The organism is Victivallis lenta, assembly GCF_009695545.1.
Taxonomy (GTDB): domain Bacteria; phylum Verrucomicrobiota; class Lentisphaeria; order Victivallales; family Victivallaceae; genus Victivallis; species Victivallis lenta.
Genome location: NZ_VUNS01000019.1, coordinates 39,481 through 59,113 on the forward strand (window position 1 = coordinate 39,481; position 19,633 = coordinate 59,113).

Below are 19,633 nucleotides of genomic sequence, written 5' to 3' on the forward strand. Positions count from 1 at the left end.
ACAGGATTTGCGGCTCCGGTTGTTCTTTCTCTTTTCTCAATACGGCTGCGAGTGCTCTATTTCCTGCTGTAATGCTTCACCAGCCGGAACCAGGCGTCGTTCAGGCGTCCGGCAGCCGCTTTCCCCGTGATGATCAGCGAAACGGAGACGATGATCATCACAATCCCGGTCGCCAGCCGGAAGGTCAGTTGTTCACCGAACACCATCACGCCGAAAAAAACGGCGGTGACCGGCTCGAGGGCGCCGAGAATCGCGGTCGGCGTCGCACCGATGTAACGGATCGCCAGCGCCGTGCAGACCAGCGAAATCACCGTCGGAAGGAATGCGATCATGAGAATGTTCGCCAGCGCCGTCCAGGAGGGAATCCATTGCAGTTCCAGCCCGAATTTCAGCCGCACCACATAGATCGACAGCCCGAAAAGCAGCGCGTAGAAGGTCAGGACCGCCCCCGGCAGCTCCCGCAGCGCCGACACCTTGACTCCGACGATGTAAATTGCGTAGGCGAGGGCCGAGAGCATCACAAGCGTGATCCCGGCAAAACTGAGCGGTCCGCCGTCCCCGCCCTTGTACAGCAGCGCGATGCCGGAAAGGGCCAGCACAATGCTGAACACCGTCACCGGCGTGATTTTTTCATGGAAGAACAGCGCCATGATGACCGCCACCATGACCGGATAGACGAAGAGGATCGTCGATGCGATTCCCGCATCCATATGGCGGTAGGAGAGGAATAAGAAGAGCGAGGACCCGGAGAACAGAAGCCCGCCGATGACGAGCGGAAGGAGTTCCCTCCGCTTCAGCGCAAAGGACTGCTTCGTGAATTTCATTATGACGCCGAGCATCGCCACTGCCATCGAATAGCGGTAGAAGAGAACCGAATCCGCGCTCAGTCCCTCCTTGTAGAGCGGCAGGGCGAAGAGCGGATTCATGCCGTATGTGGCCGCGGCGACGGCTCCGACAACGAAGCCCTTGACTTTATCGTTCATAAACCGGTCTTTCGAAAGGGGACAGGAAATACGGATTGATAAGATACACCGGAAGATTCATTCCGTCAAGTCCGCTTCCCGCGCTTTCCGGGACTTGACGGAGAGAGGGAAGCGGGTTATATTGAAAACTTCGTTCCGGACCCGGTGGTCCGTGACGCTGAACCCATCATTTTGAACGATTCCGGGATATTGCAATGAGCATTGAAAAAGCGGTCTGGATCCGGGCGGCGGGCGAAGTCCTGCCCCATCAGTTTTCTCAGTTCAGGCGTCGTGTCGACCTGCCGGAGGCGGCGGAGGCCGTGCTTCGCGTCTCGGCCGATTCCGACTTCGTCGCATATTGGGACGGCCGCGAACTTATGCGCGGACAATTCAGCGATTATCCGGCGGAAAAAACATACAGTGAAATCCGGTTCCGCGCCGAAGCCGGAACGCATCTGCTCTTCTTCGACGTCTACTACTGCGGCATCGACTTTTCCACAGGAATCCGGGGCGATGCCGGGTTCTGGGCGGAGTTCGGGGCCGGAGACTCGATTTGCGGCAGCACTCCGGCATGGGAAGCCCGGATCAATCCCGCCTTTCTGCGCGACCGTCTCGACAAGCTGACCAGCCAGCTCGGCATGGTTGTCGGCTACGACGCGCGGTGCGAGGATGACGAGTCCGGCTGGTGCGCCGCCGTCGAATCGGCGCGCCGCGGCCGGCCGGTTCCGCGCCCGGTCCCGCTGCTCGTCAACCGGGAGCCGGTGCCGGGCAGGCTGATCCGGCGCGGTTCCCTGCGGCGGGAAAGCCGGGAAGGCTCCTATGCCGAGCAGGTCGCCGCCGACCGTTACGGCGACTCGCCCGGCAACGGCTTCTGGTTCCTCTACGATCTCGGCAGCGAATATGCGGGGCTGATCGAAACGGAGGTCGACCTGCCGCCCGGAACCGTCGTCGACATCTCCCACGGCGAACATATTGCCGACGGCCGCGTCCGCAACCGCATCGGCGACCGGAACTTCACGGACCGTTATATTGCGGGGGCGGGGCGCCGCCGCTGGACGCTGCGCCGCCGCGTCGGTGCGCGTTACCTGCAGCTGAACGTGATTCCGCCCGATCCGGTGCGGGAGGTCGGGCTCCTTCGGATCGCGCTGCGGCCGACCGAGCTTGAACTCCCGCCGCCGGCGGAGTTTGACTGCGATTCCGCCGAGGCCTGCAGACTGTACCGGAATTCGGTGCGTACGCTGCAGCTCTGCATGCACGAGCATTATGAGGATACGCCGTGGCGCGAGCAGTCGCTCTACGGCTGCGACTCCCGCAACCAGATGCTGTTCGGCTACACGGTCTGGGGCAACTACGGGTTTGCGGCCGAGTCGCTGCGGCTGCTCGCTCGCGGCCAGCGCCGGGACGGGTTTCTGACGCTGACCGCTCCGTCTCTCTCCGGTCCGCCGATTCCGGCATTCTCGATGATCTGGGTGATCGCGCTCTGGGAGCACTATCTGTACAGCGGTTCGCGCGCGGTATTCGACTCCTGCCGGGAGCAGGCGCTCCGGGTGGCCGAAACCGTTCTGGCGCTGCGGGACGCCGAAACCGGGCTGATACACTTGCCGGCCTCCGGCGAGCTCTGGCATTTCTACGAGTGGTGCGACGGTCTCGAAGGAAACCGCAGAGATTCCGGCGATTCACAGTTCGAAGCGCCCTGCAGCCTCTTCGCCGTCGAGATGTTCGATGCGCTGTTCCGCCTGACCGGGGAGACGGCCTGGATAGAGCGGGCCGACGCGCTGCGCCGCGCGGTTTACGCCTTTTTCTGGTCGCCGGAGAAGCAGTGTCTGCTGACCCGGAGAGACGACGGTCGCACCCACGAACTCGTCCAGCTGCTCGGGCTCTATACCGGCGCGGTTCCGGAAGAGAAACGCCGGACGGTGCTGGACGGGATTCTCGCGGAGAAGCACCTGCGCGTCACGCCGAGCTCGATGCCGTACCTGGTCCGGGTGCTGGCCGAAGGGCCGCGGGAGGCGCAGCTCTATCTGGAAAGCCGGATCGAGCGGGAATTTTATCCGATGCTGGCGGAGGGCTCCACGACGGTATGGGAAACCGCGTTCGGCCAGGCCGATTTCAACAATGCCGGCAGTCTCTGCCACGGCTGGAGCGCAGTCGCCGTGTACTATTATCACGCCTGTGTCCTCGGCGTCCGGCCGGAGAAGCCGGGATTCGCCGAAATCCGCCGGTCGCCGGTCGCGACCGCCCGCATCAGAAACATGCGCGGCGAGATCGTGACGCCATCGGGACGGCTTGTCTTCGAGCGGTAGAGCCGTCTTTTCGGCCGTATCCCGTTGAAAATACGGCCGGGGCGGCTTATATTATGTCGTCAATACGATTGAATGGAAAGGGATTTCATGAAACTGAAACTGATCTCCGCCGTTCCGGCCGCTCTGCTGCTGGTGTTTGCTTTGTCCGGCTGCGGCCGGAATGACGACAGACTTGTGATGGTGACCGAAGCCACGTTTCCGCCTTACGAGTTCCGCGAAGGCGGGAAAATCGTCGGCATCGACGTCGATCTGATGAAAGCCGTCGCCAAGAAAACCGGCCGCGAGCTCGTCGTCGAAGATATGAGCTTCGACTCGGTTATCGCGGCGGTGCAGGCCGGCAAGGCCGACGTCGCCGCTTCCGGAATCACCGTCACCGACGAACGGAAGCGCCAGGTCGGGTTCTCCCGTCCGTATGTCACGGCGCAGCAGGTCGTCATCGTGCCGAAGGATTCCGAGATCCGCGGCAGCGCCGATCTGAAGGGGAAACGCATCGGCGTCCAGCACGGCACGACCGGCGACCTCTATGTGACGAAGAACATCCGGGAGCCGGAGCGGTTCCCGAACGGTTCGCTTGCGGTCGCCGCGCTCGATGCGGGCAAGCTCGATGCCGTCGTGCTTGACGGGGAGCCTTCGAAGGTGCATGTCGCTCTGCACGAGAATCTGGTCATCCTCGATGAGCCGCTGACCACCGAGGAGTATGCGATCGCCGTCAACAGGAAGAATACGGCGCTGCTCGAAGAAATCAACGCCGTGATCGACGAACTCCGGGAAAACGGCGGACTCGAGAAGATCAAGGCGAAGTACGTCAAGCAGTAAACGGACTCCCACATGAATGCGGCATTGAATTACTTACGGTCGAGCTGGGCGGATTTCAGCGAATCGTTTTACATCAACTTCATCAAGGATGATCGCTGGCATTATCTCTCCGACGGATTCCTCGTCACGATCGAGGTTGCCTTCTGCGCCGTGCTGGTCGGGGTGCTGGTCGGTTTTACGGTGGCGGTGATCCGTTCGACGCACGACAAGACCGGCAAGCTCCGGCTGCTCGATTTTCTCTGCCGCGTTTATCTGACCGTGATCCGCGGAACGCCGGTGGTCGTCCAACTGCTGATCATCTACTTCGTGATTTTCGGCTCGGTCAACATCAGCAAGGTGCTGGTGGCGATCGTCGCCTTCGGCGTGAACTCGGGGGCTTATGTCGCCGAGATCATCCGCGGCGGCATCATGTCGGTCGACAAAGGGCAGTTCGAGGCAGGGCGCAGCCTCGGACTCGGCTATGGGCAGACGATGATCTACATCATTCTGCCGCAGGCGTTCAAGAATGTCCTGCCGGCACTCGGCAACGAGTTCATCGTGCTGCTGAAGGAGACCAGCGTCTCCGGCTACATCGCGCTTCAGGACCTGACCAAGGGCGGCGACATCATCCGCAGCCAGACCTACACGGCGTTCCTGCCGCTCATCGCGGTCGCCGGAATCTATCTGGCCGTGGTCATGCTGTTCAGCTGGCTGCTCGGCAAACTCGAACGGAGACTCAAGAACAATGAATAAGGCGATCGACAGAAGCGCTCCCGTGTTCAGGATCAACCATCTGGTGAAGGAGTTCGGTCCGCTTCGCGCGGTGGATGACGTTTCCGCTGAAATTTTTCACGGCGAAGCCGTTTTCATCATCGGGCCGTCCGGCTCCGGCAAGAGCACGTTCCTGCGCTGCCTGAATCTGCTTGAGGAGCCGACCTCCGGCGAGATCCTGTTCAAAGGCAGGAAGATCAATGCGCCGAAGACGCCGGTCAACAAGTTCCGGCAGCAGGTCGGAATGGTGTTTCAGCACTTCAATCTGTTCCCGCATCTGACGATTCTCGAGAACATCACGATCGCGCCGGTCAAAACCGGCCGGTCGACCCGCGTCGAGGCAGTGGCGAAGGCCGACGCGCTGCTGAAACGCATCGGGCTCTACGCGAAACGCGATGCGTACCCGCAGCAGCTCTCCGGCGGCCAGAAGCAGCGTATCGCGATCGTGCGTTCGCTGGTCATGAATCCGGATGTGATTCTGTTCGACGAGCCGACCTCGGCCCTCGATCCGGAAATGGTCGGCGAAGTGCTTTCGCTCATGAAGGAGCTCGCCGGGGAGGGGCTGACCATGATTGTGGTGACCCACGAGATCGGTTTCGCCCGCGAGGTCGCCACGCGCGTCATGTTCATGGACCGCGGCCGCGTTCTCGAGGAAGGGGAGCCCGGCGGATTCTTCAACAGTCCGTCGAATCCGCGGCTCCGCGACTTCCTCTCGCGGGTGCTGTGATCCGTCCGGTCATTCGGCTTTGACGGCGAGCTTTGCGGCGGGCAGGCCCGGCGCTTCCGCCGTCAGCGTGAGAATTCCGGGCGTTTCTCCGGCGCGCAGGAATGCGGCGCACTTGCCGGAGAACAGGCGCATCGAATTCCCGGTAAACACTTCAAGCGAGGTCGCATCCCCGTTGCAGAGCGCCGCGAGCGCGCCGGCCCCTTCGGTCCGGAAGCTGACCGGCAGCGCGGACAGCGGGTGCGGAGTTCCGTTGCGGTCCACTGCCTCCACAGTCACGCAGATGAGATCTTCTCCGCCGGCCGCGAAAACGGCCCGGTCGGCGGAGAGGCGCAGCGCGGCCGGTTCCTCCGCCGTCCGCATGAGGGAGGAGGCAACGGCTTTCCCTTCGGAGTCGAGCGCGACGGCCTTGAGTTCGCCGGGCCGGTACGGAACGCCTTCCCAGACCAGCCGCGGCGTGCCGGCACGTTCGCGGACCCCCTGCGAAACGCCGTTCAGGAAGAGCTCGACCCGGTCATAATTCGTGTAGACGTGAACCGGCAGGAGGGTCTCCTCCCGTCCGGGCCAGTTCCAGTGCGGAAGCAGATGCAGCACCGGCTCCTCCGACCAGCGTGCCTTGTAAAGGTACGCCCGGTCCTTCGGCAGTCCGGCCAGATCGAAAATTCCGTAGTACGAGCTGCGGACCGGCCAGTGGCTGTTGTAGGGCGACGGCTCTCCGAGGTAGTCGAAGCCGGTCCAGACGAACTCGCCCATGATCCACGGGCAGGCGTCCTGCTGTTCGAATTCGTGATCCGGCGTCGTCGCATAGGGCGGATGCTCGAGGTCGCAGCTCGAGCACTGCCGGTTTTCGCGGATGATCCGCTCGGCGAGGAACGGAAAATCGTACCAGCCGCGCGAACTGAAGGTTGACGCCGTTTCGCTGCCGAACTGCGGTATGCCGGGCAGTTTCGCATGGAATTCCGGATAGCGGGCCGGTTTGTAGTTCCACCCCGCGATGTCGAGTTCCTGCGGCAGACGGTTGGCGAACGCTTCATCGGGCCGGTCGAGCCCGGCCGTAACCGGGCGCGACGGATCGAGTTCATGGCAGAGCGCGGCAAGCTCGCGCGCGACGGCTGCGCCGCCCGGCAGCCCCTGTTCGTTGATTTCGTTGCCGATGCTCCAGAGAATGACCGAGACGTGGTGGCGGTCGCGGCGGATCAGATCGGCGAGATCGGTCCGGTGCCAGGCCGGATAATCGCAACTGTAATCATTGGCGACTTTTCCGGCGGCCCAGCAGTCGAACGCTTCGTCGATGACGACGAACCCTGTCTCATCGGCAAGATCGAGAAATTTCGGGTCCGGCGGATTGTGGCTGGTTCGCAGCGCGTTGCAGCCGATGGACTTCAAAAGCCCGAAGCGGCGGCGCAGCTCGGGCAGGGAGAAGGCCGCTCCGAACGGCCCGAAATCGTGGTGCAAACAGATGCCGTTCATGCGGAACGCTTTCCCATTCAGGAACATCCCTGCATCGGCATCGAAACGGACAAGGCGGAAGCCGCAGCGCAGCGTGACCCGGTCGACGGCGACGCCGTTTTCCCGCAGTTCGATTTCCACCGTGTAGAGTTCCGGCGCATCCGGCGACCAGAGCCGGATTGCGTCGAGTTCGATTTCCCCTCCCTCCGGAGAGCATTCGAATGCGGCGGCGCAACTGCCGCCCGGAGCCGAGACCGAGACAGCGAGCCGCGCCTGCCTGGTCCCGGTATGGGAAGCCGAGAGCCGGAGCCGTCCGCGCCGTTTTTCAAGGTCCGCGACCGATGCGTCAAGCCGGACCCCGTTATAGTTGAAATGCGACGGCTCGAGCGTGAGAAGCCGGACCTCGCGGTAGATTCCGGCGCCCGGATACCAGCGCGACGCGGCGGACCGGTTTTCGGCGCGGACGGTGATGACGTTCGCGCCCGGCTTCAGCAGCCCGGTCGCATCAACCGCGAAGGAGCTGTAACCGAACGCCCGCCCGCCCGCCTCGCGGCCGTTGATCCGGACGGTTGCATGGCTCATGACCCCGTCGAATTCGAGCCGGAACGCCTTGCCGGCCCATTCGGCCGGAATCTCGAGCACGTTCCGGTAAAAACCGGTGCCGATATGCGGCAGCGCGCCGGTGCGTCCGTAATGGCGTGTCTCCTCCATTTCGCCGTCCTGCATGATGCGGGTGACCTGGAGGTCGTTCTCCGCGGCGAAGGGACCGGAGATGGCCCAGTCGTGCGGCAGCCGTACAGACTCCCAGCCGGAGTCGTCGAAACCGGCGGCTTCCGCGCCGGGCTGCTCTCCGCGCCGGAATTTCCAGCCGCGGCTGAGAATTTGTGTCGTTCTCATCCGGTTCAGCCGTTCAGAATCTTTTCTTCTTTCAGAAGTTCGATGACGCGCTCACCGATTTCGGCGGCCGGGATCACTTCGCCGGTATCGGTTCCGATCGGTGAAGCCGGGAATTCGGGATTGCGCCAGAGAACGAAACAGTCGGTCAGCACACCGTTCAGCGTCTTTTTGCACCCCTGGAAGCCGAAACAGGAGACTTCGTGCGCCGTGCAGGAGTTCGGACAGCCCGAGAAATGCATGAGTTCGATCAGCTTCACGGCTTTTTCGGCCCGTTCCTCCGGATGCGCTTCGAAATAGCGGTCGAGCGCCGCCGCAGCGAGTTCACCGTATTTCGGCGCATCGAGCACGCCGATTTTGCAGACGGTTGCGCCGATGCAGCAGTCGAGCTGGCCGGAGAAACTGCGGAACGTCAGGTCGACCGGCAGCTGCCGGAGCGCCCGGTAAAGGTGCGGCAGCGCCGCCGCCGATACGACCGGCAGCACGATGTTCTGTTCGAAGGTCAGCCGGACCGCCGGCAGGCCGAAATCCGAGATCAGATCGGCGACCGCCGCAAATTCGTCCGGGCTCAGCACGCCGCGCGGCACAAAGAGCGTGACCGTCGCGGTGTCGGCGCCGAAACGGGTCGGGCGCACCGCGGCAGCGCGCCATTTGCGGTACTCTTCGCTATCCGGCTCCGGCACGGCGTCGAACGTTTTGCGGCGGCCGGCGAGCGGCCAGTCGTGCGGAACGGCCGGCGGCGCCGGATAGTCAGCCGGATCAAGCCGGTCGTAATACTCCCGGTAGAGCTTCAGAAACGCCTCGTCTCCGAGCCGTTTGCGGATGAAGCGGATGCGCGCCCTGCCGCGGTTGGTCCGGTCGCCGTGGTCGCTGAAGAGCTCGACCATCGCCCGCGCCGCCATGACGAGATTCCGTGCCGGCAGGAAGTCGAAAAGAGGGATGCCCGCCGCCGATTCCCGGCCGAAGCCGCCGGCGCCGTAAACCGCAAAGCCGGGGTTGCCGTCCGCGTCGGAAGCCGCGACGAAGCCGAGGTCCTGCCGCAGCGCGAGTCCCTTGTCCGAGGGGGAGGCCATGCCGATCTTGATCTTGCGCGGGAGTTTGAAGGCGATGTCCCAGTCGAAGATCGCATCGGTCAGGAAACGCGCATAGGGGGCCAGGTCGCAGGAACCGTCCGGCGCGATGCCGCTGCCGGCTGTGATCGAGATGTTCCGGAACGTGTCGCCGCCGCCGCCGCGGTACGGCAGGCCGTTGGCTGTGCAGGATTGGACGACTTCGATCGAATTGAGCGGCGTCACACCGTGGAGCTGGATGTTCTGCCGGGTCGAGACATGGACGAACTCCGCGCCGCTCCGGTAGACGAGTCCGCGCAGGAACCGGAGCGTTTCCGCCGGAATTTCGCCGCCGGTGAGCCGGATCCGGTTCATGAATTTGCCGTCGCGCTGCTGATAGATGCCGAACGGGGCTCCGAACGGTTTCATTGCGGCGGAGTCCAGTTCGCCGGCCGCGAATTTCCGAAGCGCGCCGAGCAGGTCGGACTGCGCCTCGATGATGTGTTCGAGATTCATAGGGAAAAACTCCTTCTGTCTGAATGAAGTGGAAAACAACCGGCCATTAATATAAAACCGAACCGGCCGAATGCAACGGTCCGCACGGAAAATTCCGCGATATCCGCCCCGGGTTCCGTTTCCGCCGGATTGCATTTATCTTTTTTTCTGTTATATTACAATATGATTAACCGTTTTTATGCGTGATTCATTCCGAACCGCAGCGGCTTGACTCGAACAAAAGGATTTATTTTGGAAGACGGCAGTTTATTGTTTCTGCAGTTGCTGTTTCTGTTTTTTCTGATCTTGCTGAACGCGTTTTTCGCGTCCTCCGAGGTCGCATTGATCTCCCTGAAGCCGGCGGTGATCCGGCGGCTCGGGCAGGAGGGAGGGGCGCGCGGCAGGAGGTTGGTCCGACTGACGGAGAATTCGGGCCGTTTTCTTGCCACCGTGCAGGTCGGCGTCACCTTCGCCGGATTCATGGCGAGCGCATTCGCCGCCGAGAGCTTTTCGGACCCGGTGACCGATCTGCTCTGCGACAGCGGAGTCACCTTCCTGCCGCGCGGAACGCTCGACGGGATCATCGTCGTTCTGATCACACTGATTCTCTCCTATCTGTCCCTTGTGTTCGGCGAGCTTGTGCCGAAGCAGCTCGGGCTGCGTTATGCGGAGCAGGTCGCGCTCTATGCGGCCGGTCCGATCGATTTCACTGCGAAGGTGACGGCTCCTTTCGTCCGGCTGCTGAATGCGTCGGTCAACGGTGTGCTCCGCATGTTCGGCCTGTCGCCCGGCGCCTCGCAGGAGGTCACCGAGGAGGAGATCCGCATGATGGTCGACATCGGCGAGGAGAACGGCGCCATCGAGAGCGATGAAAAGCGCATGATCGAAAACGTCTTCGAATTCAATAACACGACCGCCGCCGAAGTCATGACTCACCGGACGGAGCTCGTGGCGCTGGAGATCGACACGCCTCCCGACGAAGTCGAGCGTGTGCTGCTCTCCTGCGGTTTTTCGCGCGTGCCGGTCTACCGGAACGACATCGACGACATCGTCGGCATGCTGCACTTCCGCGAATACCTTTCGGCCAAGCTGAAGGGGGAGGCGGCTCCGGACATCCGGAAGCTGCTGAAACCGGTCTATTTCGCCCCCGGAACCATGCGCGCCAACATCCTGTTCCGCAACATGCAGAGCCGGAAATTCGGCATGGCGGTGATTCTCGACGAGTTCGGCGGCACCTCGGGCATCGTTTCGGTCGAAGACCTGCTAGAGGAGATCGTCGGCAGCCTGTACGACGAATATGACGAGCCGGAGGTCGAGATCGAAGAGGTCGCGGAGAACGAGTGGCGCATCGGCGGGTCGATGCGGCTCGACGAGATCGCCCGGAAGCTCGACATTCTGCTGCCGGAGGAGGAGTACGACACGATCGGCGGCCTGGTGTTCGGGGAACTGAACGCGATTCCGACGGTCGGCGCCGTGGTCGAGCTGCCGGAAGCGGGAGTGACCATCCGGGTCGTATCGGTCGACGAGCGGCGGGTCGAGCAGGTGCTCCTGACCCGGCAGCCGCGCACGGCCGAAGAGGAGGCGGAGGAGGAATAACTCCGCGCCGGCCATATACGAATGCATCCCGGCCGGGACGGTGTCGAAACCGTCCCTTTTTCTTGAATATCTCCCCGTTTTGCTGTTGACAATTCGCAAGAATTGTATCACCATGACCAAATGGGCGGGCGGAAAAGAGTCTGCCGGACTGACGGACAGGCGAAAATCATCCGTTTTGCCGGCAGACTCCGTTTTTTCATCTGCTCATTGATTACAAGTGTAATTATTGTAATGTATTGGTTTAAAATAAATTATATTATTTGCAGATAAAATAATTGAAAAATATTCCGTTTCCAGCTTGCATTTTGCGATTACACTTGTAACTTTATAAAAACGACACAGTGACAATCTCGGATGCAAGAAGGGAAGGGCACCATGAAGGAATCATCCAAAGCCGCAGGCCGGGCGAAGCGACGGACGGCCGAGCGCTGGAAAATGCTGCTGTATCCGGCCCTGATCGGTATGCCGGTGCTGGCCGTGCTGCTCTGGCTGCTGGTCGGTCTCAAGCCGGAGCCGCTGACTTCGGAGGAGATTCTCGCCAAAAGCGAATGGAGCGAGAAAGAATTGACCGACACGCTGGCGCGCGCATTCGCGCCGCAGAGCAATCGCGGTTCACGCAGGGAGGTGCTCGCGCATCTGCGGCGGCAGTTGCGGAAATATCCGGAGGAGAAACAGCGGGAGATCCGGATCCGGGCGCTGACCGGCGCCGTGGGCGAAACGCTCCGGCAGATCCGCGCCATGCCGGAGGATGAGCAGGACAAGATGTTCGACGCCATTCAGAAGCAGGCCGAAAAGTGGCACAAGGAGGCGCAGAGCGCCGAAGGGCGCCAGATGCTGACCCAGATCCGCGAATCCGAAGAGGGCAGGGCGTTCAACAACGAAGTCACGCGCATGATCCACAGCGAATTCACGCCGGAGGAACGCCGCAAGTTCGCGCCGATCACGAATATCTGGATTCAGACGCTGAAGCTGCCGTAAGAAAGGAGATCACCATGAGATGCCGTTTTACCCTGATCGAACTCCTGGTCGTAATCGCGATCATCGCGGTTCTGGCCGGCATGCTGATGCCGGCGCTGAACGGAGCCCGGAGCCGGGCGCGGCGGACCGCCTGCACCGGCAATCTGCGGCAGATCGGCACCGCGCTCGAATCGTATCTGAACGACAGCCGTTCCGTGCTGCCCTCCTGCCGGATCATGCCGAAAACAGCAGGGGAGGGGGAGGAATCGCTTCCCGGCATCGTCGAAACGCTTCAGCCGTATCTCGGTGGAAATGAAAAGGTCTTCCGCTGCCCTTCCGACACCGAACGGCTGTTCGAAAACGAAGGCAGCAGTTACGTATGGGGGCGCGAATGGGGAATCAACGGCAAACGCGCGGATGACCGTGAGCTTCAGATGCTCGGCTACCGCATCCCGCTCCTCTACGACGGCGGCGCGTTTCACGGCCCGGCGGGCGAAGTAAAGTCGCGGAACTATCTCTACCTGACCCTCCGGATCAGCGATAACGCCATGAAGGAGAAGGTTCAATGAGTGTTGAATGCTTCTGCCTGACCAAGCGTTACGGCCGAAGGGTCGTCCTGGACGATGTGTCGCTGGAAATCAACGACGGCGGCGTGACCGGGCTGATCGGGCCGAACGGAGCCGGAAAGAGCACGCTCATCAAGCTCATCACCGGACTCATCTGGCCGACCGAGGGATTCGTTCTTGTGGACGGTTTCGACGCGCACAGAGAGCACACGAAGGCCATGCGGCGGATCGGCGCCGTAATCGAGTGGCCCGCCTTCATTCCGGACTTGTCCGCACGGGCGAACCTCGATATCTTTTCCGGCGGCCACGGGCGCGCCTACCGGGAGAAACGTGCAGAGATCCTGCGCTTCATGGAGCTTGAATCCGTGCTCGACCGCAAGGTCGGTTCATTTTCCACCGGCATGCGGCAACGCCTCGGCATCACGCTCGCGCTGCTGCCGGATTCGGAGTTCATCATCCTCGATGAGCCGACCAACGGGCTCGATCCGGCCGGGATCGTCGAAATCCGCCAGATCATCCGTGAATACAACAGACAATTCGGCGTCAGCGTCATGGTCAGCAGTCATCTGTTGTCCGAGGTCGAGCAGATCTGCGACCACCTGATCCTGATCGACGGCGGCCGGCTGAAAGCGTGGGGGGAGATCGGCGAACTGCTCGACAGCCGTCCGCGGCTCCGGCTGCGCACCGACCGTCCGGAATCGGCAGCCGCTCTCCTGCGGCGGGCCGTTGCCGGAAACGTATTGCCGCCGTGCGGCATCGAGAACGGGCCGGACGGCATTCTGCTCGAACTCGGCGAATCCTGCGCCGGAGCGGTGAACCGCCTGCTCGTCGAGAACGGATTCAACGTCACGCATCTCGCCGTCGAACGGCAGACGCTCGAAAATTTCTTTCTCAAAGAAACGGCGGGGGATAACGGCCATGCTTAGAAGCCTCTGCCATGAACTCGTCAAGCTGCGGATTCAGAAGAAAAACTACGTCATGCTGGGGGGGCATCTGCTCTTTCTCGGACTCTGCTATCTGGCTTTCCGTTCGGCACAGGGCAACTTCTTCCGCCGGTTCGACAAGACGATGAATTTTCACGTCGAAGACCTGACCAGTTACCTGGACGGCCTTTTCTTCGCCCGGATCGCGATGGTGCCGACCTTCATCGTCCTCATGCCGATCGTGGTCGCCACGCTCGCGGGTGACTGCGTGGCCGGGGAGATGCAGGAGGGCAGTCTGAAGCTGTATGTCTCCCGCCCGCGTTCGCGCAGCCGGATCATCCTTTCGAAGTTCTTCGCGGTTTACCTGGCGACGCTGCTCTACTGTCTCTACTTCGCCGCTCTCAATATCGCAATCGGCGTGCTTGTCCTCAATATTTCTCCGACGCAGCTGGTGATGCTGACCGATCGGGTGTTCGGCACCGACGTGGTCATCATGGGAGTCCGCGGCGCGTTGCTGCGCTATTTTGCGGCGACCGTTTACTTCTCCTTCTCGCTGACCGCGCTCGGGGCGATCACGCTCTTCTTTTCGACCGTGTTCAACCGGATGAGCGCGGCGACCGTGACGGTTATCTCGTTCTACTTCGTCTCCTACGTAATCGCCGCGCTGCCGTTCAGCGAGAGCATCCGGCCCTATCTGCTTTCGGAGGTCATGAACAATTCGTTCCTGCTCTGGCTCTCGCCGCTGCCGGTCAACAAGCTGCTGGTCAATCTGTCGACGCTCTCGCTTTACACCGTCGGCTTCCTGCTGCTGGCGACGCTGATGTTCAATTATAAAGATCTGAAATGAATTTGACAACGGGCCGCCGGACGGTTATGGTATGATACAATGAAAAAGATGAATATATCCGATGCGGAGCTGGAGCTCCTGAAAGAACTCTGGGTCGAGTCCCCGCTCACCTCGCGCCAGCTGGTCGACCGGCTGCAGATGCGGACGCAGTGGGGGGAGCCGACCATCAAGACCCTGCTGCTGCGGCTGCTCCGCAAAAAAGCCGTGAAGCGCCAGTCGCAGGGAAAGTCGTTTCTCTATTCGGCGGCGATCCGTCGGGACGAATACCAGTATACCGTCAGCCGCTCGGTGATCGACCGGCTGTTCGACGGCCTGGCCGGAAACTTTCTGACCTGCCTTGTGCGGAACGAGTCATTCCGCCCCGGCGAACTTGAGGAGCTGCGGCGGCTGCTCGATGAAAAGGCGGCCGCACAGGATGAACAGCAGCCGGAGTAAAGAGGGAAAACGCCCATGACCACGTTTGAGCTCTATTTCTGTGCAACGCTTCTGCGCGGCGCGCTTGCCGTGCTGTTTCTGCTCGGCGCGGAGTCCCTGCTGCGGCATCGGCTTTCCGCCGGGCTGCGCCGATTGCTCTGGGCCGGGTGCATCCTGCTCCTGCTGGTTCCGCAGATGAATTTTTCGGCATTGCCGCTCAAACTTGATCTCTCTTCGCTCCGGACGGCCGGCGCGGCAACGGCGCCGGCAAGGCCGTCGGCACGAACCGCCGGAGCGGGACAGCCCGGAATCGCTCCGGCCGGAGAACGGCCGCGCTCCCTCATCCGGGCCGCATGGCGCCGGTTCCAGCAGCACCGCCGGAATGTGGAACTCGGCATCATCGCGTTCCTGCCGATTCCGGCGCTTCTGCTTTTGCTGTGGCGCTATCTGCGCTGCCGAAGAGTGATCCGCCGACTGCCGCCGGTTACAGACCGGCGGGTGCTCGACTCCTGGCGCGCAATCCTGATGCGGAACGGCGCGCTTCGCACTCCGGTGGTGCTGCTCGATTCGAGCCGTCCCGGACTCGGCCCGACGCTGTTCGGCGGATTCCGCCGCAAATTGCTCCTGCCGGTGGAGGCGCTGCGCCCTTTGCCGGACAAGGAGCTCGGTCTGCTACTCGAACACGAATATCATCACAGCCGGGCCGGAGACCCGCTCCTGAATCTGGGCGCCCTTTTTCTGTGGGCGCTGATCTGGTACAACCCGTTCATGCTGATCGCCCGGCGGCGGTTTCGCAGCTGCTGCGAACTTGAGTGTGACCGGAAGGTCCTCGAACGGCATCCGCAGGCAGTGTGCGAGTACGGCAATCTGCTGCTGCGTTTCGCCTCAGCCGGAACGCAGGTCCCGGCGGTGACGCTGGGATTGGCCGAGTCTCCGCGTGAACTGTCGCGCCGGATCAGGAGCATGACCGCCGCCGTCCGGCCCCGCAGCGGCAAAAGACGGTTCGAAACCGTCGCGGCTTTGCTGATTGCGGCGCTCCTTGCAGCGCCGGTCTGCCTCGTGGCTGTCAATGCGAAGCCGGCGGCCCGCCCGCGCCCGGCTTCAACGGCAACGGCCAGGCCGATGCTGCCGCACCTGATCCTGAAGCCGCTGCCGGCCGTCCCGGAGGACGACACTCTGATGCAGTGCTGGGAGATCGTCTATCCGGAGAATTTTCCGGCCGAAAAAAGCCGGCTGGCGATTGAAATCGGCGAAGCGCACCTTGAGGCACACCTGCGGAATCGTCCGTGTTTTCTGCTGCTGCGGGGCAGGGGGGCGGTTTCGCCGGAAGCGGAAATCCGAATCGAGTTCGCGGCTTCCCCTCCGTCAGCCTCTCTCCCGGCGGAAGAGGCTCTGAAGGGGCTGGCCGCCCCGAAGCTCGTTCCCGCCGCGGACCGCAGACCGGTCTATGCCGCGCTTTTCCGCAACGGGGAGCCGGTCGCCATCCATCTCCGGGTGGACGGCATCGAAGCGGAGCATCTGAGCGGCTTCCGCCCCGTCTCCGTGCGCTGATCGGCTCCACTCGTGCATGACATACATCGGAGCTAATTCCAGTTGTGCGGAAGCAGGTCTCCGAGTGTGACGATTCTGCCGCCGTCAAGCAGGACCTCGCATCGCCGGTTTTCATCGTGCAGCTGGCAGAGAAATTCGCGGCAGCGTCCGCACGGCGCCCCCGGCGTGCCGTTCGAAAATACGGCGACGAGGCGGACGATCCGGTTTTCTCCTGCCGTCACCATCGCGGCGGCCGCCGCATGTTCAGCGCAGAATCCCATCGAGCACGGCGTGTCGATGCAGACCCCGGTGTAGACGTTTCCACCATCGGTCAGCAGGGCTGCCGCAACTTCTCCGGCAGAGGAACTTCGGGAAAGCCGGCGCGGCTTCAGGGTTCTGCGGGCAATTTCGCAAAGCTCTTCGAAGGTCTTCATCATAAAAATCCTTTCTCTCACAAGGTTCTCTGGCGGGGGTCGAGCGCATCCCGCAGCGAGTCGCCGAGAACGTTCAGCGCCAGCACGAGGACGAACATGAAGCCGGTCGCGGCGGCAATCTCCCACCAGATGCCGCGCCAGAGCCGCTCCTGTCCGTCCGAAATCATGACGCCCCAGCTCGGCGCACTCTGCACGCCGAATCCGAGATAGCTGACAATGACCTCCAGCATGATCGCGCCGGCGAACGAAAGCGTAAAGTAGATGATGACCAGATGGAACACGTTCGGCAGAATATGACGGCGGATAATGACCGCGCTGCCGACACCCGCCACCCGCGCCGCCGATACGAACGGCATGGTTTTGAGCCGCATCGTTTCGGCCCGCACGACCCGGCACAGCGTAATCCAGCCGGTGATGCCGATCGCAAGGTAGACGGCGAGCATTCCGGGTTCGGCCCGCAGCACGGAGCCGAGCAGCTCCGCCGCATGCATCATTCCGGGCGACAGGAAATTGCGCGAAACGAGAAGCGCGAAGGCCAGAATGAAAAGCAGCGTCGGCATCGACGCGAAGGTGCTGTATGCCCAGACCACGGCGTCATCGAATTTCCCGCCGTAAAACCCCGCCGCCGCACCGAGCGCAACGCCGATGACGGCGGCGATCAGGCTGGCGATAACGCCGACTTTGACTGCTGTGGCGCTGCCGGCGATCGCCCGGAGCAGCACGTCGCGCCCCTGATAATCGGTTCCGAGCCAGTGTTCGGGGGAGGGGGGAGCGTAACGCGCCGTATCGTCCGGCTGCTGGTAGACCGGGATCACATGATTCGACTCGCACCAGGCTGCGTAAACTTCGGTTCCGACGGCTGCAAAAACATAGAGCAGCACGACTCCGAGCGAGATCATGGCCGACGGGCTTCGGCGCAGCCGGCTCCAGGCTGTGGCGGCAGGGCGGCTCATCCGGCGGACTCCTCGCGGCTCCGGCGGACGATTGACACCTGCAACAGCGCGATATCGGCCGGTGTCACTCCGTCGATCCGTCCGGCCTGGGCCAGGGTGGTCGGACGAACCCGCTCGAGCTTCTGGCGCGCTTCGCCGGCCAGGCCGCGAACGATGCTGTAATCGAAGTCTTCCGGAATACTCAGCACCTCGAGTTTCCGCATTCGGCCGATCTCGGCCGCTTCGCGCTGCAGATAGCCGTCGTAGCGCGCTTCAACCAGAAGTTCGTTCCAGACCCGGCGTCCGGTACGCCCCTCCGGAATCGCGGGCAGCAGCCCGGCGGGGAAGGGGAGGCGGGCCATGCCCTCCTCCCGGGAGATTCCGTCCGGGAGATCCTTCAGATGAACCAGCAGCGGCTTGCCGGAGGATTTCGTCGTGCGGCAGACGGCCAGCACCCGCTCGAGCTCCCGGCGGTACGCTTCGAACTCCCGGTATTTTTTTTCCGGGAGCAGGCCGAGTTCATGCGCCTGTTCCGACAGGCGCAGATCCGCGTTGTCCTGCCGGAGATGCAGCCGGTATTCGGCGCGGCTTGTAAAAAGCCGATAGGGTTCGACAATCTCCTTGGTGCAGAGGTCGTCGATCATAACGCCGATGTAGCTCTTGTCGCGTCCGAGTTCGACCGGCGTTTTGCCCGCGGCGAGGCGGGAAGCGTTGAGGCCGGCCACAAGTCCCTGGCCCGCAGCCTCTTCGTAGCCGCTGGTGCCGTTGATCTGTCCGGCGCTGAATAAATTCCGGTAAGATTTGACGCGCAGCGACCGCTCGAGCTGATCCGGATACAGAAAGTCATATTCGATCGCATATGCATACCGGGAGATGACCGCCCGTTCCATCCCCGGGATCGACCGGACCATGGCCCGCTGCACTTCGACCGGCAGACTGGTCGAGATGCCGTTGATATAGTATTCGCGGGTGTCGGCGCCCTCCGGCTCGAGATAAAGCAGATGGACCGGGTGCTGCGGAAAACGAACGACCTTGTCTTCGAACGACGGGCAGTAACGTGTGCCGATTCCCTTGATCACTCCCTGATACATCGGGGAAAACTGAATATTGTCGCGAACGATCTGCGCGGTTTCTTCGGTAGAATAGACCTGATGACACGGCATGTCGTGACGGCGCGCATGGGGAAGGGGGGGGAGCTGTTCTCTGCTCCAGCAGCAGAATTCCTCTTCCTGCCCCTCCGCCTCCTGGAGCTTCATGCGGGAAAAATCGATGGTTTTCGCCAGGATGCGGGGCGGAGTCCCGGTTTTGAGGCGTCCGATCCGGAGCCCGAGCTGTCCGGAAAGCGCGGTCGAAAGCGCGTTGGACGGGAAATCGCCTGCCCGCCCTCCCGGGAAATTACGCATTCCGTAATGCAGTTTGCCGTTCAGGAACGTACCGGTTGTAACGACGACCGCCCGGCATGGAATCCGGTCTCCAAACTGGTTTTCTACGCCGGTGATTCGGCCGTTTTCGACCAGGAATCCGGTCACTTCGGCCTGAAGGATATCGAGATTCGGCGTCTCCTCAAGCAGCAGCTTCATGGCGCGCTGGTAGACGACTTTATCGCACTGGGAACGCGGCGACCAGACCGCCGGCCCCTTGGTCCGGTTCAGCATGCGGAACTGGATTGACGCGGCATCGGTGACTAAGCCCTGAGCACCGCCCATTGCATCGATTTCGCGCACGACCTGCCCCTTGGCGATGCCGCCGACAGCAGGATTGCAGCTCATCTGGGCGATATGGTCCATATTCAGCGTGATCAGCAGGACATCCGCCCCCACCCGCGCGGCGGCGAAAGCGGCTTCGCACCCGGCATGACCGCCGCCGATCACAACAACATCATATTCTTTCATATAACAGCAATGAATTCTCCGTCAAAAACGATATTCCTATAAAATAAGTTCAAAGGTTGACATTATCAATATCAATGACGATGAAATTCAATAAAATCCC

Annotated in this window: 17 protein-coding genes; 11 read left to right on the top strand and 6 right to left on the bottom strand. The window is 62.0% G+C overall.

From position 1 onward, the window contains the following. Positions 1-56: 56 nt before the first annotated feature. Positions 57-983 carry an EamA family transporter gene (locus FYJ85_RS15570; RefSeq protein ID WP_106051377.1) on the bottom strand — a complete coding sequence of 309 codons (927 nt, stop codon included), beginning with the start codon at positions 981-983 and terminating at the stop codon, positions 57-59. Positions 984-1,177: 194 nt separating this feature from the next. Between FYJ85_RS15570 and FYJ85_RS15575 the strand changes: the two genes are divergently transcribed. The 4 genes from FYJ85_RS15575 (at position 1,178) to FYJ85_RS15590 (ending at position 5,558) form a co-directional block, all read left to right on the top strand. Further along, positions 1,178-3,265 (top strand): family 78 glycoside hydrolase catalytic domain, encoded by a 2,088-nt coding sequence (locus FYJ85_RS15575; RefSeq protein WP_154419440.1) that lies wholly within the window; start codon positions 1,178-1,180, stop codon positions 3,263-3,265. Between the two features lie 87 nt (positions 3,266-3,352). Continuing rightward, positions 3,353-4,081, top strand: a complete 729-nt coding sequence (locus tag FYJ85_RS15580) for a basic amino acid ABC transporter substrate-binding protein (protein WP_154419441.1) — start codon at positions 3,353-3,355, stop codon at positions 4,079-4,081. 12 nt (positions 4,082-4,093) lie between these two features. Continuing rightward, positions 4,094-4,813 carry an amino acid ABC transporter permease gene (locus tag FYJ85_RS15585; RefSeq protein ID WP_154419442.1) on the top strand — a complete coding sequence of 240 codons (720 nt, stop codon included), beginning with the start codon at positions 4,094-4,096 and terminating at the stop codon, positions 4,811-4,813. After that, positions 4,806-5,558, top strand: a complete 753-nt coding sequence (locus FYJ85_RS15590; RefSeq protein WP_154419443.1) for an amino acid ABC transporter ATP-binding protein — start codon at positions 4,806-4,808, stop codon at positions 5,556-5,558. The genes FYJ85_RS15585 and FYJ85_RS15590 overlap by 8 nt, the downstream gene beginning before the upstream one ends. Before the next feature lie 9 nt (positions 5,559-5,567). On the opposite strand, the gene FYJ85_RS15595 is transcribed toward FYJ85_RS15590, so the two are convergent. Both FYJ85_RS15595 and FYJ85_RS15600 read right to left on the bottom strand, forming a co-directional pair. Next, on the bottom strand, positions 5,568-7,901 hold the full coding sequence (locus FYJ85_RS15595; protein ID WP_154419444.1) for a glycoside hydrolase family 2 TIM barrel-domain containing protein: 2,334 nt from the start codon (positions 7,899-7,901) through the stop codon (positions 5,568-5,570). 5 nt (positions 7,902-7,906) lie between these two features. Then, positions 7,907-9,463 (bottom strand): nitrite/sulfite reductase, encoded by a 1,557-nt coding sequence (locus tag FYJ85_RS15600; RefSeq protein ID WP_206213233.1) that lies wholly within the window; start codon positions 9,461-9,463, stop codon positions 7,907-7,909. 231 nt (positions 9,464-9,694) lie between these two features. Between FYJ85_RS15600 and FYJ85_RS15605 the strand changes: the two genes are divergently transcribed. From FYJ85_RS15605 to FYJ85_RS15635, 7 genes are all read left to right on the top strand, one after another. After that, positions 9,695-11,038 (top strand): hemolysin family protein, encoded by a 1,344-nt coding sequence (locus FYJ85_RS15605; RefSeq protein WP_158703620.1) that lies wholly within the window; start codon positions 9,695-9,697, stop codon positions 11,036-11,038. Between the two features lie 375 nt (positions 11,039-11,413). Continuing rightward, positions 11,414-12,016 (top strand): hypothetical protein, encoded by a 603-nt coding sequence (locus tag FYJ85_RS15610; RefSeq protein WP_106051366.1) that lies wholly within the window; start codon positions 11,414-11,416, stop codon positions 12,014-12,016. Positions 12,017-12,030: 14 nt separating this feature from the next. Then, positions 12,031-12,564, top strand: a complete 534-nt coding sequence (locus FYJ85_RS15615; RefSeq protein WP_106051365.1) for a prepilin-type N-terminal cleavage/methylation domain-containing protein — start codon at positions 12,031-12,033, stop codon at positions 12,562-12,564. After that, the gene (locus tag FYJ85_RS15620) at positions 12,561-13,487 is read left to right on the top strand and encodes an ABC transporter ATP-binding protein (RefSeq protein ID WP_106051363.1); all 927 of its coding nucleotides are present in this window, start codon (positions 12,561-12,563) and stop codon (positions 13,485-13,487) included. Before FYJ85_RS15615 ends, FYJ85_RS15620 begins: the two co-directional genes overlap by 4 nt. Continuing rightward, a complete protein-coding gene (locus FYJ85_RS15625) occupies positions 13,480-14,331 on the top strand; it encodes an ABC transporter permease subunit (protein WP_106051361.1) in 852 nt (283 codons plus the stop codon). The genes FYJ85_RS15620 and FYJ85_RS15625 overlap by 8 nt, the downstream gene beginning before the upstream one ends. Before the next feature lie 39 nt (positions 14,332-14,370). Further along, the gene (locus tag FYJ85_RS15630) at positions 14,371-14,766 is read left to right on the top strand and encodes a BlaI/MecI/CopY family transcriptional regulator (RefSeq protein ID WP_154419446.1); all 396 of its coding nucleotides are present in this window, start codon (positions 14,371-14,373) and stop codon (positions 14,764-14,766) included. Positions 14,767-14,781: 15 nt separating this feature from the next. Then, a complete protein-coding gene (locus FYJ85_RS15635) occupies positions 14,782-16,296 on the top strand; it encodes a M56 family metallopeptidase (protein ID WP_154419447.1) in 1,515 nt (504 codons plus the stop codon). A gap of 32 nt (positions 16,297-16,328) precedes the next feature. Here FYJ85_RS15635 and FYJ85_RS15640 read toward each other — a convergent pair whose 3' ends face one another. Genes FYJ85_RS15640 through mnmG form a run of 3 tightly spaced genes read right to left on the bottom strand, consistent with a single transcriptional unit; the run spans position 16,329 to position 19,533 of the window. After that, complete coding sequence (locus FYJ85_RS15640; protein WP_206213234.1) at positions 16,329-16,712, bottom strand: cytidine deaminase family protein; 384 nt, start codon at positions 16,710-16,712, stop codon at positions 16,329-16,331. A 14-nt stretch (positions 16,713-16,726) separates the two neighbouring features. Further along, positions 16,727-17,662 carry an ABC transporter permease gene (locus FYJ85_RS15645; RefSeq protein ID WP_154419448.1) on the bottom strand — a complete coding sequence of 312 codons (936 nt, stop codon included), beginning with the start codon at positions 17,660-17,662 and terminating at the stop codon, positions 16,727-16,729. Then, entirely contained in the window at positions 17,659-19,533 is a 1,875-nt protein-coding gene (gene mnmG / locus FYJ85_RS15650) for a tRNA uridine-5-carboxymethylaminomethyl(34) synthesis enzyme MnmG (protein ID WP_154419449.1), read from the bottom strand. Before mnmG ends, FYJ85_RS15645 begins: the two co-directional genes overlap by 4 nt. Positions 19,534-19,633: the final 100 nt, after the last annotated feature.